The organism is Cohnella rhizoplanae, assembly GCF_948329515.1.
In the GTDB taxonomy this organism is placed as follows: domain Bacteria; phylum Bacillota; class Bacilli; order Paenibacillales; family Paenibacillaceae; genus Cohnella; species Cohnella rhizoplanae.
Window position 1 is genome coordinate 46946 of record NZ_CAOJCN010000016.1, and the last position, 13023, is coordinate 59968.

Annotated in this window: 14 protein-coding genes; 11 read left to right on the top strand and 3 right to left on the bottom strand. The window is 63.3% G+C overall.

From position 1 onward, the window contains the following. Positions 1–255 precede the first annotated feature (255 nt). The 3 genes from PQG80_RS20625 to PQG80_RS20635 form a co-directional block, all read right to left on the bottom strand. The gene (locus tag PQG80_RS20625) at positions 256–678 is read right to left on the bottom strand and encodes a DUF948 domain-containing protein (RefSeq protein WP_271753428.1); all 423 of its coding nucleotides are present in this window, start codon (positions 676–678) and stop codon (positions 256–258) included. A 3-nt stretch (positions 679–681) separates the two neighbouring features. Beyond that, complete coding sequence (locus PQG80_RS20630; protein ID WP_271753429.1) at positions 682–1320, bottom strand: general stress protein; 639 nt, start codon at positions 1318–1320, stop codon at positions 682–684. Between the two features lie 193 nt (positions 1321–1513). Further along, complete coding sequence (locus PQG80_RS20635) at positions 1514–2434, bottom strand: PPK2 family polyphosphate kinase (RefSeq protein WP_271753430.1); 921 nt, start codon at positions 2432–2434, stop codon at positions 1514–1516. A 305-nt stretch (positions 2435–2739) separates the two neighbouring features. Here PQG80_RS20635 and PQG80_RS20640 point away from each other — a divergent pair, with 305 nt between their 5' ends. From PQG80_RS20640 to PQG80_RS20690, 11 genes are all read left to right on the top strand, one after another. Further along, the gene (locus PQG80_RS20640) at positions 2740–3312 is read left to right on the top strand and encodes a GNAT family N-acetyltransferase (RefSeq protein ID WP_271753432.1); all 573 of its coding nucleotides are present in this window, start codon (positions 2740–2742) and stop codon (positions 3310–3312) included. Between the two features lie 25 nt (positions 3313–3337). Continuing rightward, the gene (locus tag PQG80_RS20645; RefSeq protein ID WP_271753433.1) at positions 3338–3850 is read left to right on the top strand and encodes a hypothetical protein; all 513 of its coding nucleotides are present in this window, start codon (positions 3338–3340) and stop codon (positions 3848–3850) included. Positions 3851–4032: 182 nt separating this feature from the next. Next, positions 4033–4467: a YciI family protein gene (locus tag PQG80_RS20650; protein WP_271753434.1), complete on the top strand. Its 435-nt coding sequence runs from the start codon at positions 4033–4035 to the stop codon at positions 4465–4467. Further along, on the top strand, positions 4464–5747 hold the full coding sequence (locus tag PQG80_RS20655) for an RNA polymerase sigma factor (protein WP_271753435.1): 1284 nt from the start codon (positions 4464–4466) through the stop codon (positions 5745–5747). Before PQG80_RS20650 ends, PQG80_RS20655 begins: the two co-directional genes overlap by 4 nt. 18 nt (positions 5748–5765) lie before the next feature. Then, on the top strand, positions 5766–6569 hold the full coding sequence (locus PQG80_RS20660) for an alpha/beta fold hydrolase (protein ID WP_271753436.1): 804 nt from the start codon (positions 5766–5768) through the stop codon (positions 6567–6569). Between the two features lie 37 nt (positions 6570–6606). Then, positions 6607–7044 (top strand): YciI family protein, encoded by a 438-nt coding sequence (locus PQG80_RS20665; RefSeq protein WP_271753438.1) that lies wholly within the window; start codon positions 6607–6609, stop codon positions 7042–7044. 87 nt (positions 7045–7131) lie between these two features. Next, complete coding sequence (locus PQG80_RS20670; RefSeq protein ID WP_271753439.1) at positions 7132–7476, top strand: DUF1801 domain-containing protein; 345 nt, start codon at positions 7132–7134, stop codon at positions 7474–7476. A gap of 205 nt (positions 7477–7681) precedes the next feature. Further along, entirely contained in the window at positions 7682–8947 is a 1266-nt protein-coding gene (locus PQG80_RS20675) for an alkaline phosphatase (protein WP_432432788.1), read from the top strand. Positions 8948–9389: 442 nt separating this feature from the next. Next, on the top strand, positions 9390–9572 hold the full coding sequence (locus PQG80_RS20680; RefSeq protein ID WP_271753441.1) for a GapA-binding peptide SR1P: 183 nt from the start codon (positions 9390–9392) through the stop codon (positions 9570–9572). After that, positions 9572–12247 (top strand): pyruvate, phosphate dikinase, encoded by a 2676-nt coding sequence (ppdK, locus tag PQG80_RS20685; protein ID WP_271753442.1) that lies wholly within the window; start codon positions 9572–9574, stop codon positions 12245–12247. Before PQG80_RS20680 ends, ppdK begins: the two co-directional genes overlap by 1 nt. A gap of 90 nt (positions 12248–12337) precedes the next feature. Then, positions 12338–12997, top strand: coding sequence for a helix-turn-helix transcriptional regulator (locus PQG80_RS20690; RefSeq protein WP_271753443.1), 660 nt, complete (start codon positions 12338–12340; stop codon positions 12995–12997). Positions 12998–13023: the final 26 nt, after the last annotated feature.

Consider the following 13023-nt stretch of genomic DNA (forward strand, 5'->3'; position numbering starts at 1 on the left):
GACGTTACTTTCCGGGTAACGGTGGGTTGGCGGGCACAATCTCACGGGTGTTACTTTCCGGGTAACGGTGGGTTGACGGGCACAATCTCACGGGTGTTACTTTCCGGGTAACGGTGGGTTAGCGGGCTGAAGAAACACTCACGGATGTTACTTACCGGGCCAAGGTGGGTTTCACCACTGCCAATTAAGCCATCGTCGCATCTTGTAGCGAAGGCGAATGTCCTTCCGCGGCCCGCGAACCTCCCTTCCGAGTCGTTATTTATGGTAAAGGGTGGGCCGGCCGGCACCCGCTTGCCGGACCGGCCGGTCCCCGATGCGAACGGCGATATCCTGATGCGGAAGGGCTGAGGCGGCGTTGTCCGCGCTTCCCTTCTCGCCGGATGTCAGCGCCTCCTTCACCGAGTGCGCGATCGTGTGCAGGACGTCGCCGACTTCATGCGTAGTTTCGAGCAGCGGATCCACGGTGTTGATGCGACCTTTAACGTCCTTAACGGTACGGTTAACGGTATGAATCAGCGCCGTGGCGTCGTGCGTCGCCTGCAAGGCGGAGTTCTTGACGTCTATCAGCGTGCGGTTCGCTTCATCGAGCGTCGCCATCGTCTTCTTCATCGTCTTGACGGCGTAGAGGACGAAGACGGAGAGCGAGACCGAGGCGAGCGCCGCGCTTTTGCCGCGCATCCGTCAGACCTCCCGGTTCTCGTGGGGAATAACGAGTTCCTTGACGGGCGTAGGCACGTCGCCGTCCTTGGCGCTGATATAGACGCGCATCTCGTCGGCGGGCACGGCTGCGGCATCCGGCTGCGGAGCCTGCTCCAACGATACGGCGGACGAGCGCGGCTCGATCGCGCCGAACGCCTGGAAGATGCTCTCTACGCCAGAACGCTGAGCGCTATCGGTCTTCACGATGACGAGCAGATGGTCCTGTTCGACCAACGTCTTGTAGATCTCCGCCTCGCGGTCGGGTATGCCGAGTCCGACGAGACCGCCGATCAGCGTGCCCGTACTGCCGCCGACCGCGGCGCCGGCGATGACGGTCGCGATCGGTCCAGCCGCGAGCAACGGTCCGAGGCCCGGAATGAACAGCAGGCCCGCCGTGGCGAGGAGTCCCGCGGTTCCGCCTAGGAAGGCGCCTGCCACGCCGCCCGTGACCATGCCTTCCGCGCTGCTGGTGCCGGTGACCGTGTCCACGTGATGGACGGCCTCGCGCTTGTGGCTGACGACGGAGATATCTTCTTTGTTCCACCCAGCCGCCTTGAGCGCTTCGATCGCGCCGATCACGTCCTGTTCGTTTCTAAACGTACCCACGACCGGTGTAAGCATCGCAATCGCCTCCATGATGTTTTTTTTCGCTGGCCGCGCCAGCTGAATACTGATTCTTCACCACATCGGAAATGGAAATAACAGGGGGGACAAGCGGTCGCCCGTATTTATTTTGGGAGGCTTGTCCGCGCGCGGCAGCCGAGAGCGTCAAAAAAAGCCTTCGCCGAATTTGCGTTCGGTCGAAGGCTTTGCTTTATTTTTCATCCTTGCGCGGCTTGGCAGACTTGGACTTGGAAGACCTGGCCGGTCTGGGCGGTTCCTGTGCCGCCGGCGCCTCATGGGCTTCCCGCTCGTCCCGCGCGACCTCCTCTTCGAGGTCGATCTCGCCGAATATGGCAGGGTCTACCTTGGGATACGCCAGGTCGAGCGAGTCGAGCGCTTCCGCGACGATCTGCAGCACGCGGTAGTCCCGGTACCAGCGCTTGTCCGCCGGGACGATATGCCAAGGGTTACGCTTCGTGCCGGTCACTTCGAATACGTCCTCGTAGGCTCGGGCGTATTCCTCCCAGTGCTGCCGTTCCTTCAGGTCGTTGGGATCGAACTTCCACAGCTTGTCCGGATCCGCGAGTCGGTCGCGCAGCTTCTCCAGCTGAAACTTCTTGGAGATGTGAAGAAAGATCTTGATCACGATCACGCCGCTGTCGGCCAGCAGTTTTTCGAAGTTTTTAATATGCTCGAGGCGGCGCTTCGCTTCCTTGTCGTCGACGAGGCCGTGAACGCGGGTAATCAGCACGTCTTCGTAGTAGGATCGGTTAAACGAAGCGATGTAACCCTTGCGGGGCACGAGCTTGTGGGTACGCCACAGGAAGTCGTGGTCGGCCTCTTCTTCGGTCGGCGTCTTGAAGCTCTCCGCCCGGTAGCCCTGCGGATTGAACGCCGAGAACACCTTTTTGACCGTCCCGTCCTTGCCGCTGCAATCCATGCCTTGGAATACGACGAGCACACCGTGCGAGCGGCTCGCGTACAGCTTCTCCTGCGCCTCGCGCAGCCGTTCGCGCAGCGCCTCGATCTCGGCTTCCACCTGCTCCTTGCTCTCGATGCCGCCCGTGTCGCCGGGGTCAAAGTCCTTCAGGGACACCGGACGTTTGCGGTCAAGCCGTGTACGATCGGCCATGCTCTCTCCTCCGATTCTCGCTCGAATATGCGGTGCGGGTCTGACCTGCTTGTTCTACGATTATAGCACCCTTCGGCATTGAACTAGAAACGAGGCGGAAGTGGAGTGGGACGAAAGGAAACGAGGCGGAAGTGAGTCGGGCGGAAGTTTAACGAGGTGGAAGAGAGCGGAGGAGTCGATAGAGGCGGAGGTTGAGGTTGAGGTTGAGGTTGAGGTGTCGGGAGAGAGATATCGGCTGCTCGGTAGCGGCGGGCAGACCGCATGTTATGATGGGATAAAATGGCCGATCGAGGGGAGAGAGCGGATTGCTTATTCGCGTATTGGAGGAGGCCGACGCCGAGGCTTACCGGCAGATTCGGTTAGAGGCGCTCATGACCGACCCGGATGCATATGGATCGACCTACGAGCGGGAGTCGCGATTCACGTTGGAAATGTTCGCGGAGCGCATCAAGCGGGGCGCGGGCAGGTTCGTGCTCGGCGCGGAGGCACGCGAAGGCGGCAGAGAGGTAGGCGAAGGCGGCAGAGAGGTAGGCGAAGGCGGCGCAGAGGTACGCGAAGGCGGGGCGCTGGCCGGCATCGCGACCTTCGTCCGCGAGGAGGGCATGAAGACCGCGCACAAAGGCAACGTGTACGGCGTATACGTGGCCCCGCACGCGCGAGGCGCGGGCGTCGGCAAGGCGCTCATGCTCGACCTGATACGCAGAGCCCGCGCGCTCGACGGCATGGAGCAGATCAACCTGGCGGTCATGTCGGGCAACTTGCCGGCCAAGCGGCTCTACGCGTCCCTCGGCTTCGAAGTATACGGCACGGAGCGGCGCGCGATCAAATACGGCGGACGGTACTTCGACGAGGATTGGATGGCGTTGCGTCTTAGATGAAAGGCGATGGGGGCCGGCGGCCCGGATGGGCGGATCGCCTCCCGTAGTGAAGGCGATGGGCGTGCCGGCGGCCCGGATGGGCGAATCGCCTCCCGTAGTGAAGGCGATGGGCATGCCGGCGGCACGGATGGGCAGATCGCCTCCCGTAGTGAAGCCGATGGGCGTGCCGGCGGCCCGGATGGGCGAATCGCCTCCCGTAGTGAAGGCGATGGGCGTGCCGGCGACCCGGATGGGCAGATCGCCTCTCGTAGTGAAGGCGATGGGCGTGCCGGCGGCCCGGATGGGCAGATCGCCTCTCGTAGTGAAGGCGATGGGCGTGCCGGCGGCCCGGATGGGCGAATCGCCTCTCGTAGTGAAGGCGATGGACGTGCCGACGGCCCGGATGGGCAGATCGCCTCTCGTAGTGAAGGCGATGGGCGTGCCGGCGACCCGGATGGGCAGATCGCCTCTCGCAGTGAAGGCGATGGGCGTGCCGGCGACCCGGATGGGCAAATCGCCTCCGCCGTGCAGCTGCATTATGGTAGGATTAATTTGCTAGATAAATGACCTAGTTACGATAGATAGATAGATAGATAGATAAATAAATAGTCCGGACAAAAAGTTTTTTAGAACGCGTGTCGATTTGCCGGGCTGCCGGTCGTCGTGTTCATGTAAGCGCAGGGAGCGCGCCCGTCTCAAGCGGCGGCAAGCGGGACCTGTCATATAAAAGGAGGAATAACCATGCGTTTTATGATGATCGTCAAAGGAACTTCGGATTCGGAAGCCGGCGTCATGCCGAGCGAGGAACTGGTGTCGGCGATGCAGCGGTACAACGCGGAGCTCGCCAAGGCGGGGGTGTTGATCGCGGCGGACGGGCTTCATGCGACCTCGTCGGGCATCCGAATCTCTTATCCGGAGCCAGGCGCCAAGCCGAAGATTACGGACGGCCCGTTCACCGAGGCCAAGGAGATTATCGCCGGGTTTACGATCATCGAGGTCGGCTCCAGGGAAGAGGCGCTCGAGTGGGCGCTGCGGATGCCGGATCCGCACGGATTCGGGGAAGGCCAGATCGAGCTTCGCCAGATCTTCGACATGTCGGATCTGACGCAGGACCCGGAGACGCTGGCCAAGGAAAAGGCGCTGCGCGAGCAGCTGGAAGGGCCTAGAAGGCCATGAACGGCCAGGCCGCGCATCGCGCGATCGACGCCGTCTGGCGTATCGAATCGGCCAAGCTGATCGCGCGCCTGGCGACGATGGTCCGCGATGTCGGCCTGGCGGAGGATCTGGCGCAGGATGCGCTGGTGATCGCGCTCGAGCGGTGGCCGGAGACCGGCATCCCGGACAATCCGGGAGCCTGGCTCATGACGACGGCCAAGCGCCGGGCGATCGATCTGCTGCGGAGGAACAAGCTGCGGGACCGCAAATACGAGGAATACGGCCGCGGCTGCGCGCTGTACACCGAGGACGACATAACCGCGGAGTCGGGCGAGATCGGCGACGAGCTGCTCCGCTTGATCTTCGCGACCTGCCATCCGTCGCTGTCGAGAGAAGCGCGCGTCGCGCTGACCCTGCGGCTGCTCGGCGGCTTGACGACGGAGGAGATCGCCCGCGCCTACCTCGTCCCGGAGCCGACTGTCGCGCAGCGGATCGTCCGGGCCAAGAAGACGCTCGCCGCCGCCCGCGAACGGTTCGGGACGCCTGATGGCCGCGCGCTCGAAGAGCGGCTGTCGTCGGTGCTCGAGGTCGTCTACCTCATGTTCAACGAAGGCTACTCGGCTACGGCCGGCTCGGACTGGATGCGTCCGACGCTCTGCCGGGAAGCGCTGCGCCTCGGCCGCATGCTGGCGGAGGCCGCGCCCCGGGAGCCGGAGGTCCACGGGCTGGTCGCGCTGATGGAGATCCAGTCGTCGCGGTTCAAGACGAGAGTCGGTCCCTCGGGCGAGCCGATCCTGCTCATGGACCAGAACCGGGCGCTATGGGATCGGCTCCTGATCCGCCGCGGGCTGGCAGCGCTCGAGCGCGCGCGCGGCCTGGGCCGGCCGCTCGGGCCGTACGCGCTGCAGGCCGCGATCGCTGCCTGCCATGCGCAGGCGCTCACGCCGGAGGATACCGATTGGGCGCGGATCGCCGCGCTGTACGAGGCGCTGTCCCGGACGGCGCCTTCGCCGGTCGTCGAGCTCAACCGCGCCGTCGCGATCGCGATGGCCTTCGGACCGGCTTTCGGGCTGCAGATCGTCGACGGGCTGGCGGACGAGCCTGCCATGCGGGGCTATTACTTGCTGCCGAGCGTCCGCGGAGATCTGCTCGCGAAGCTCGGGCGCATGGAAGAGGCTAAGGAGGCGTTCGAGCGGGCCGCATCCCTGACGCAGAACCAGCGCGAGCAGACGCTGATGCGCCGCCGCGCGGCCGAATGCGCGGCGCAGGCCGCGACCGGCGGTCCTACTAGTTCGAATTGACGAAGGATGGGCTGAACGATGAAGACGTTATCAGGGGCGGCAAAACATGCCGTATCCAAAGACGGGACGCGAATTGCCTACGACGCGGTCGGCGAAGGTCCGGTCGTTATTCTGGTCGGGGGCGCGTTCAGCTACAGGACTTTTCCCGGCTTGCAGAAGCTCGCCAAACTCTTGGCGTCGGACTTTAAGGTTATTAATTATGACCGGCGGGGCAGGGGGGACAGCGGCGATCATCGACCATACGCAGTACACCGCGAGATCGAGGATCTTAACGCCGTGATCGAGGTGAATGGCGGCTTCGCGCGCGTGTGGGGCCTGTCTTCGGGTGCCGCGCTGGCACTGGAAGCTGCATCGAGCGGCGCCGGCATCGCACGGCTCGCGCTCTACGAGCCTCCGTATCTGGCGGGAATGAAGGGACCGGTCCCGCCTGCCGTGCAACGGGCGCAGCTTGAACGCTTGCTTGCCGATGACCGCCGGGACGAAGCGGTCAAGTATTTTTTGCGGCTGATGGGCGCCCCCGGCTTTGCGGTCGCGATGATGCGGATCATGCCGTTCTGGCCGCGGCTTAGGGCCGTCGCCCACACGCTGCCGTACGATGCTGCGATTATGGGCGATTATTCGCTTCCCGAGGCGCGGCTCGCTTCGATCCGAATCCCGGTGCTGGCGGTCGGCGGCGACAAGAGCCCGGCCGCGCTCCAAGAGGCGGTCCGGCAGGTGGGGGCGGTCGTGCCTGGAGGCGAGTCGCGTCTGCTGAAAGGGCAAAATCACAACGTGTCGATGGACGTACTCGCGCCGGTGCTGAAGTCCTTTTTCCTCGATTGAAGCTAGGACGGCATAAATCCAGGGAGGGAAATCGATCATGCGCTATATGATCCTAATCAAGGCCAGCGCACGCTTCGAGGCGGGCATCGGACCGGAGCGCGAGCAAGCCGCGGCGTTCGCGGACTACAGCCGGAGAATGAAGGAGGCGGGCGTGCTCGTCGAAGCGGCGACCCTGCTGCCCAGCGCAGGCGGCATGCGGATGTCCTTTCCCCGGGCGGGCGGACCGCCGGCCATGATATCCGGCCCCTCCGGCGGGGCCGACGATCCGGTCGTCGCGGGTTATATGCTGCTCGAGGCGGCTTCCGAGCAAGAGGCGTACGCCTGGGCTGCGCGCATGCCGGATCCCTACGGATTCGGCGAAGGCGGGATCGAGCTGCGGCGGCTCCGCGAGACGGACGCCGCAGAGGAGACTGCCGACCTCAGGCCGCTAGAGTCAGAACTGCGCCATCAGCTCGCCGCATTAAAAAAGAGATAACACGGTCGGCGCGTGTCGAGATAAGCGTTCGGCGTTCGTCAACTTAGCAGAAACCTGTCCAACTCAAGTTTGCGGAGGAGAGAAAACATGAGCCAGAACCCGGAAATCACGCAATTTATCGCCGAGCTCAAGGAGCCGTGGCAAGCCGAGTTGTGCGCGGCCCTCCGGGAGCTGTGTTTCCGGGTCGTTCCGGACGCGCTCGAGCGCATGCAGTACAAGAAGCCGCATTATCTCAAAAACGGAAAGTATGCCGCGGTCATCTCGACGTCGAAGGATGCGGTGAGCTTTACCGTATTCAATGCCGACGGCATCGCTTTTCCGGCGTCTTGGAGCGGGCCGCCGGAACGGAAAACGATCAAAATCGCCAAGGGACAGCGCGCGGACGTGGAGGAGATCGCTTCATTGCTGGGACAAGCGTCGGCCGTCTTATAACGGGAACGAACCAGAACGGGAAAAAGCCCCGTCGAAGAATGGCATGAACCGTGCCGCTTCGATGGGGCTTTTTGCATCGTCATCGGCAACAAATTCTTCGTAAATGAGAATCCCCCCATTTTACATGCGGCAGATAAATCGAAAACACGCGCTTAACGCAGGAGTTCTAGTATAAGCTTGTATACCAAATGAGGAGGGGAATTCTTTGAAACTTAAATCGAAGCAAGTTTTTAAAGCAACGCTCGCAGGAACGATTACAGCCGCCATCCTCACGACCGGTGCCGTTACGGGCCATACGCAGGACCGCGCTGAAGCGGCTTCCCCTCAGACCCAGAATGTCATCCTATTCGTCGGGGACGGCATGGGCGCGGCGCAGCGCAATGCGATCCGTCTCGCGACGGTCGGCGAGAAGGGCAAGCTGGCGATGGACGCCATGCCGTTCGCCGGATTGATTCATACGAGCTCCACGGTGCCGGTCACCGATTCGGCGGCATCGGCCACCGCTTATGCCAGCGGCGTCAAGACGTATAACGGCGCGATCGGCGTCGACGCCAACAAGAAGCCGGTCAAGACGATCATGGAGCTCGCCAAGGAGCAGGGCAAGGCTACCGGCGTGGTCACGACCAGCCAGGTGACGGACGCTACCGGCGCCGCGTTCGGCGCGCACGTAGAAGACCGCTCCAAGCAAAGCGATATCGCGCTGCAATACCTGACCAAGAGCAAGATCGACGTCCTCCTCGGCGGCGGCGAAGATTTCTGGTATCCGGCGGGCAATCCCGGCAAGTTCAAGGACGAGCCGGCCGAGGATCCTTCGGAGAAGAGCAAGGGCACGCAGGGCAACCTGATCGACAAGGCCAAGCAGCTCGGCTACAGCTACGTTTCGAACAAGACGGATCTGCAAAAAGCGAAGGGCGGCAAGCTGCTCGGCCTGTTCGCTAACGAGGAAATGTTCCAGCAGAAGGCTGAAGGCGAAGGCGACATCTACAACCCCGTAGTATCGCTGCCCGAGATGACCAAGAAGGCGATCGACACGCTGTCAACCAACAAAAAAGGCTTCTTCCTTATGGTAGAAGAAGAAGGCACGGACGAGTTCGCCCACCAAAACAACGCCAAGATGACGATCAAGGCAGGCCAACAGCTCGATCAGGCCGTCCAAGTCGCCAAGGACTTCGCCAAGAAGCACCCGGACACGCTCGTGCTCGTGCTCGCCGACCATGAGACCGGCGGATTCTCGATCGAGGAAGCGAACGCGGACGACGAGTCGGGAGACGGCATCTCCAAGGAGGACGGACCGTTCGCTATCGCGGGCTCCAAGCAGAACTTCGTCGTCGACTGGACGACGTCGGGCCACACGGCGGTCGATATTCCGATCACGGCGATGGGCCGCAACGCGCAGCTCTTCACCGGCATCTACGAGAACACCGAAGTGTTCACGAAGCTGAAGCAGGCGCTCGGCATCAAGGGTAAGTAACACGCTGCTGCTGCGGGGCTAGCCGGACGAGATAGTGCCCGAATGGAATACGCTTATTGGCGGCGGGCCGGGGTATGTGCGGCGGAGATCGTGCCCAATTGCGCTTAACGGCGGCGGGCAGGGGCATGTACGGGCTGAGATAGCGCCAAATGCGCTTATCGGCGTTAGGCAGGGATATGTGCATGCCGAGATCGTCCCTGCTTGATCTCGAAATGAAATAAAGCAATTGAAAGAAAGCTTGTTCATAAATCGCGTCTCCTACAATAGGAGGCGCGATTTTGTTTTATATATGAGTCACTTACATCATTATAGGTCTCATTAATCATTTATTTTTGTTTTTTAATACTACTTATTGCATTATTAATGACTCATATATATAATTATGACACACAATAAAATTCAATGGCGGTAGGTTCAAGCGACCGCCGGGAGGAGAAGCAGCATGTCGAATGCGACGAACGCCTTACAGGGAACCGCGCCAGGTCACGAGCTCGGTATGGTCATCTGCAAGCACTGTCAGCAGGTCATGTTTACGATTCCGACCAACGGCGTGAAAAAAATATACGGCGTATGCGGGCAGGACGGCTGCCTGGAGACGGTCGGAGAGAATGAGGTCGAGGATTGATGAGCGTTACGTCATGGGTTTATTCCTTTGAAGAAGGCAATTCGGGGATGCGGTCGCTGCTGGGCGGGAAGGGCGCGAATCTCGCGGAGATGACGCGCGTCGGATTGCCGGTGCCTCCCGGGTTCACGGTGACGACCGAGGCGTGCCGCGCTTTTTTCCGGGCGGGCAATCGCATCTCCAGCGAGCTGAAGCTGCAGATGAACGAAGCCGTCGCGCGGCTGGAGCAGAAGAAGGGGCAGCGGCTCGGCGACCCGGCCGATCCGCTGCTCGTCTCCGTCCGGTCGGGGTCGGTCGACTCGATGCCCGGGATGATGGATACGATCCTCAATCTGGGACTGAACGACCGCACCGTGCAGGGGCTGGCCGCCTCCACCGGCAACGCCCGCTTCGCCTACGATTGTTATCGGCGTCTGATCCAGATGTTCGGGCAGGTCGTTTTCGGCATCGAAGCGTTCCGCTTCGAACGGCTGCTGCACCGCTTGAAGGGCGAGCTCGGCGTCGAGCAGGATCAGGAAGTGCCGGCCGAGGGCTGGATCCGGCTGATCGGGGAATTCAAGGATTGCGTCCGGGCGTTCGCGGGCATCGACTTTCCCCAGGATGCGCACGATCAGCTGTCGCTCGCGACCGAAGCCGTGTTCAAGTCCTGGCATAACCAGCGAGCGCAGGTGTACCGCAAGATCAACCGTATCCCCGACGAGCAGGGGACGGCGGTCAACGTTCAGAGCATGGTGTTCGGCAACAAGGGGGACGACTGCGGCACCGGCGTCGTCTTTACGCGCAATCCGTCCACGGGAGAGCGGGCGCTGTTCGGCGAGTATCTGATGAACGCGCAGGGAGAGGACGTCGTCGCCGGCGTACGGACGCCTCAGTCGATCGCGACGTTAAAGGACGGCATGCCGGGCGTGTTCGACGAGCTGAGCGAGCTGTGCGGGCGGCTCGAACTGCACTACGCGGACATGCAGGACATCGAATTCACGGTGGAGCACGGGAAGCTCTACGTGCTGCAGACGCGCGGCGGCAAGCGCAATGCCCAGGCGGCGCTGCGGATCGCCGTCGACCTGGCGGCGGAGGGTGTCGTCTCGCGAGAGGAGGCGTTGATGCGGATCGAGGTATCGCATCTGGAGCAGCTGCTGCATCGGGGCATCGACGAGCGCGCGGCCGGAGATGCCGCAGCTTCCGGCCTGCCGGCGTCTCCGGGCGCCGCGGTCGGCGTGGCCGTCTTCGACGCGGATACCGCCGCGGCGTGGGCGCAGGCGGGCACGCCCGTGATACTCGTGCGCGCCGAGACGACGCCGGAGGATATCCACGGCGTCCTGGCCGCGGAAGGCGTGCTGACGAGCCGCGGCGGCATGACCAGCCATGCGGCGGTCGTCGCGAGAGGCATGGGCAAGCCGTGCGTATGCGGCTGCGAGGAGCTGCGGATCGATCCCGCGCTGCGTCGGGCCGAAGCGGGCGGGCGGACGATCGCCGAGGGAGACTGGCTGACGCTCGACGGGACGAGCGGCCGGGTATATGCCGGCCGGATCCCGCTGCGGGAGGCGGCGGTCACGGACGAGCTGCTGCAGGTGATGGGCTGGGCGGACGGGATCCGCCGGCTGCGCGTCTATGCCAACGCGGATACGCCGGCGGACGCCCGGATCGCGCGCGGCTTCGGCGCGGAGGGCATCGGGCTGTGCCGCACGGAGCATATGTTTTTCGCGCCGGACCGGCTCACCGTCATGCAGGCGATGATCATGGCGGACTCGCGCGAGGAACGGCTGGCTGCGCTCGATCTGCTGCTGCCGATGCAGCAGGCCGACTTCGAAGGGCTCTTCGAGGAGATGGACGGGTTGCCCGTCACGATCCGGCTGCTCGACCCGCCGCTGCACGAGTTCCTGCCGAATGCGGGAGAGCTGCAGCAGAAGCTGCAGGCCGCCGGGACGGAGGAGGAGCAGGAGCGGCTCAGGCGGATGATCCGCAAGGTCCATGCCCTGCACGAAGCCAATCCGATGCTCGGACAACGAGGCTGCAGGCTCGGCATCGTCTATCCCGAGATTTACGACACGCAAGCCGAGGCCGTCTTCCGGGCTGCCGCGGCTTGCATCGGCAGAGGGATCTCCGTGCATCCGGAGATCATGATCCCGCTGGTCGGCGACGCGAGCGAGCTGAGCCTGCTGCGCGAACGGGTAGACCAGGCAGCGACTCGCGTGTTAGGCGAGGCGGGCGGCGGCGACTGTGGCTACAAGGTCGGCACGATGATCGAGGTGCCCCGCGCCGCGCTGACGGCCGATCGCATCGCCGCCCATGCGGACTTCTTTTCCTTCGGCACGAACGATCTGACGCAGATGACCTACGGCTATAGCAGGGACGACGCGGAGGGCGGATTCATGACGCATTACCTGGAGCAGAAGCTGCTCCCGCACAATCCGTTCCGGGTGCTGGATCCGGACGGCGTCGGGCAGCTGATCGAGCTGGCCGCGTCGAAGGGCCGCTCGCGCAAGCCGGGGCTGAAGACGGGCATCTGCGGCGAGCACGGCGGGGATAAGGATTCGATCGCGTTCTGCCATCGCGCGGGGCTCGATTACGTCAGTTGCTCGCCGTACCGGATCCCGATGGCCCGCATCGCGGCGGCGCAGGCGGCGATCGCGCACGCGGCCGAGGAGAAGGAGGAGCGCCGGGCGGTTCAGGCGATCTGATCGAAAGAAAGCGGAGCATACGGCGGGGATGTGATCGGGGCGCGGATCGGTTACAATGGGAAAAAAGGGTCGTCCGGCCTGGAGGTTGCCATGCTCGAACTATCAACGCGCCAGCTCGAGATCGTCGACCTGGTACGCAAGCGCGCGCCGATCACCGGCGAGCAGATCGCGGAGGCGCTGGGCGTCACGCGCCCGTCGATCCGGTCGGATCTCGGCCTGCTGGCGATGCTGGGCTATATCGACGCCAAGCCCAAGGTCGGCTACTTTCCGGCCGCCGCGTCGGGCGCGCCGGGTTTTTCCGGACAGGATGCCGTCCTGCGGATGCGCGCGAGGGAGATCATGGGCGTCCCCGTCGTCCTGCGCGAGACGGCCACCGTAGGCGACGCCGTCGTATCGCTTTTCCTCGAAAACGTGGGCAGCCTCATCGTCGTCGACGCGTCGGGGGCGCTAACCGGCATCGTGTCCCGCAAGGACTTGCTGAAGGTCGCCGTGGGCAACGCGCATGCGGACGCCGTCATCCTGGGCATGGTGATGACCCGGTACCCCAACGTCGTCACCGTCGCGCCCGACGACACCGTCCTCGATGCGATGGGCAAGATGATCCGGCACGAGGTGGACGGCTTGCCGGTCGTTCAGCCCCATGCGCGCGGCGCGGCCTCGGTAGAGGTCGTGGGCCGAATCACGAAGACGACCATCATCAAGCTGATCTACGAGGCCGCGATCGCCAAGGAGATCGAGAACACGCATTAATACGAACGTAGGGGCGGTCCAAGTCG

Bases quoted from the DNA above. Each gene is read 5' to 3' on its own strand.
- PQG80_RS20635 (WP_271753430.1), bottom strand. From the start codon at position 2,434: ATGGCCGATCGTACACGGCTTGACCGCAAACGTCCGGTGTCCCTGAAG.
- PQG80_RS20680 (WP_271753441.1), top strand. From the start codon at position 9,390: ATGTCGAATGCGACGAACGCCTTACAGGGAACCGCGCCAGGTCACGAG.
- ppdK (WP_271753442.1), top strand. From the start codon at position 9,572: ATGAGCGTTACGTCATGGGTTTATTCCTTTGAAGAAGGCAATTCGGGG.
- PQG80_RS20625 (WP_271753428.1), bottom strand. From the start codon at position 678: ATGCGCGGCAAAAGCGCGGCGCTCGCCTCGGTCTCGCTCTCCGTCTTC.
- PQG80_RS20650 (WP_271753434.1), top strand. From the start codon at position 4,033: ATGCGTTTTATGATGATCGTCAAAGGAACTTCGGATTCGGAAGCCGGC.
- PQG80_RS20690 (WP_271753443.1), top strand. From the start codon at position 12,338: ATGCTCGAACTATCAACGCGCCAGCTCGAGATCGTCGACCTGGTACGC.
- PQG80_RS20665 (WP_271753438.1), top strand. From the start codon at position 6,607: ATGCGCTATATGATCCTAATCAAGGCCAGCGCACGCTTCGAGGCGGGC.
- PQG80_RS20645 (WP_271753433.1), top strand. From the start codon at position 3,338: ATGGGCGGATCGCCTCCCGTAGTGAAGGCGATGGGCGTGCCGGCGGCC.
- PQG80_RS20660 (WP_271753436.1), top strand. From the start codon at position 5,766: ATGAAGACGTTATCAGGGGCGGCAAAACATGCCGTATCCAAAGACGGG.
- PQG80_RS20630 (WP_271753429.1), bottom strand. From the start codon at position 1,320: ATGCTTACACCGGTCGTGGGTACGTTTAGAAACGAACAGGACGTGATC.
- PQG80_RS20670 (WP_271753439.1), top strand. From the start codon at position 7,132: ATGAGCCAGAACCCGGAAATCACGCAATTTATCGCCGAGCTCAAGGAG.
- PQG80_RS20655 (WP_271753435.1), top strand. From the start codon at position 4,464: ATGAACGGCCAGGCCGCGCATCGCGCGATCGACGCCGTCTGGCGTATC.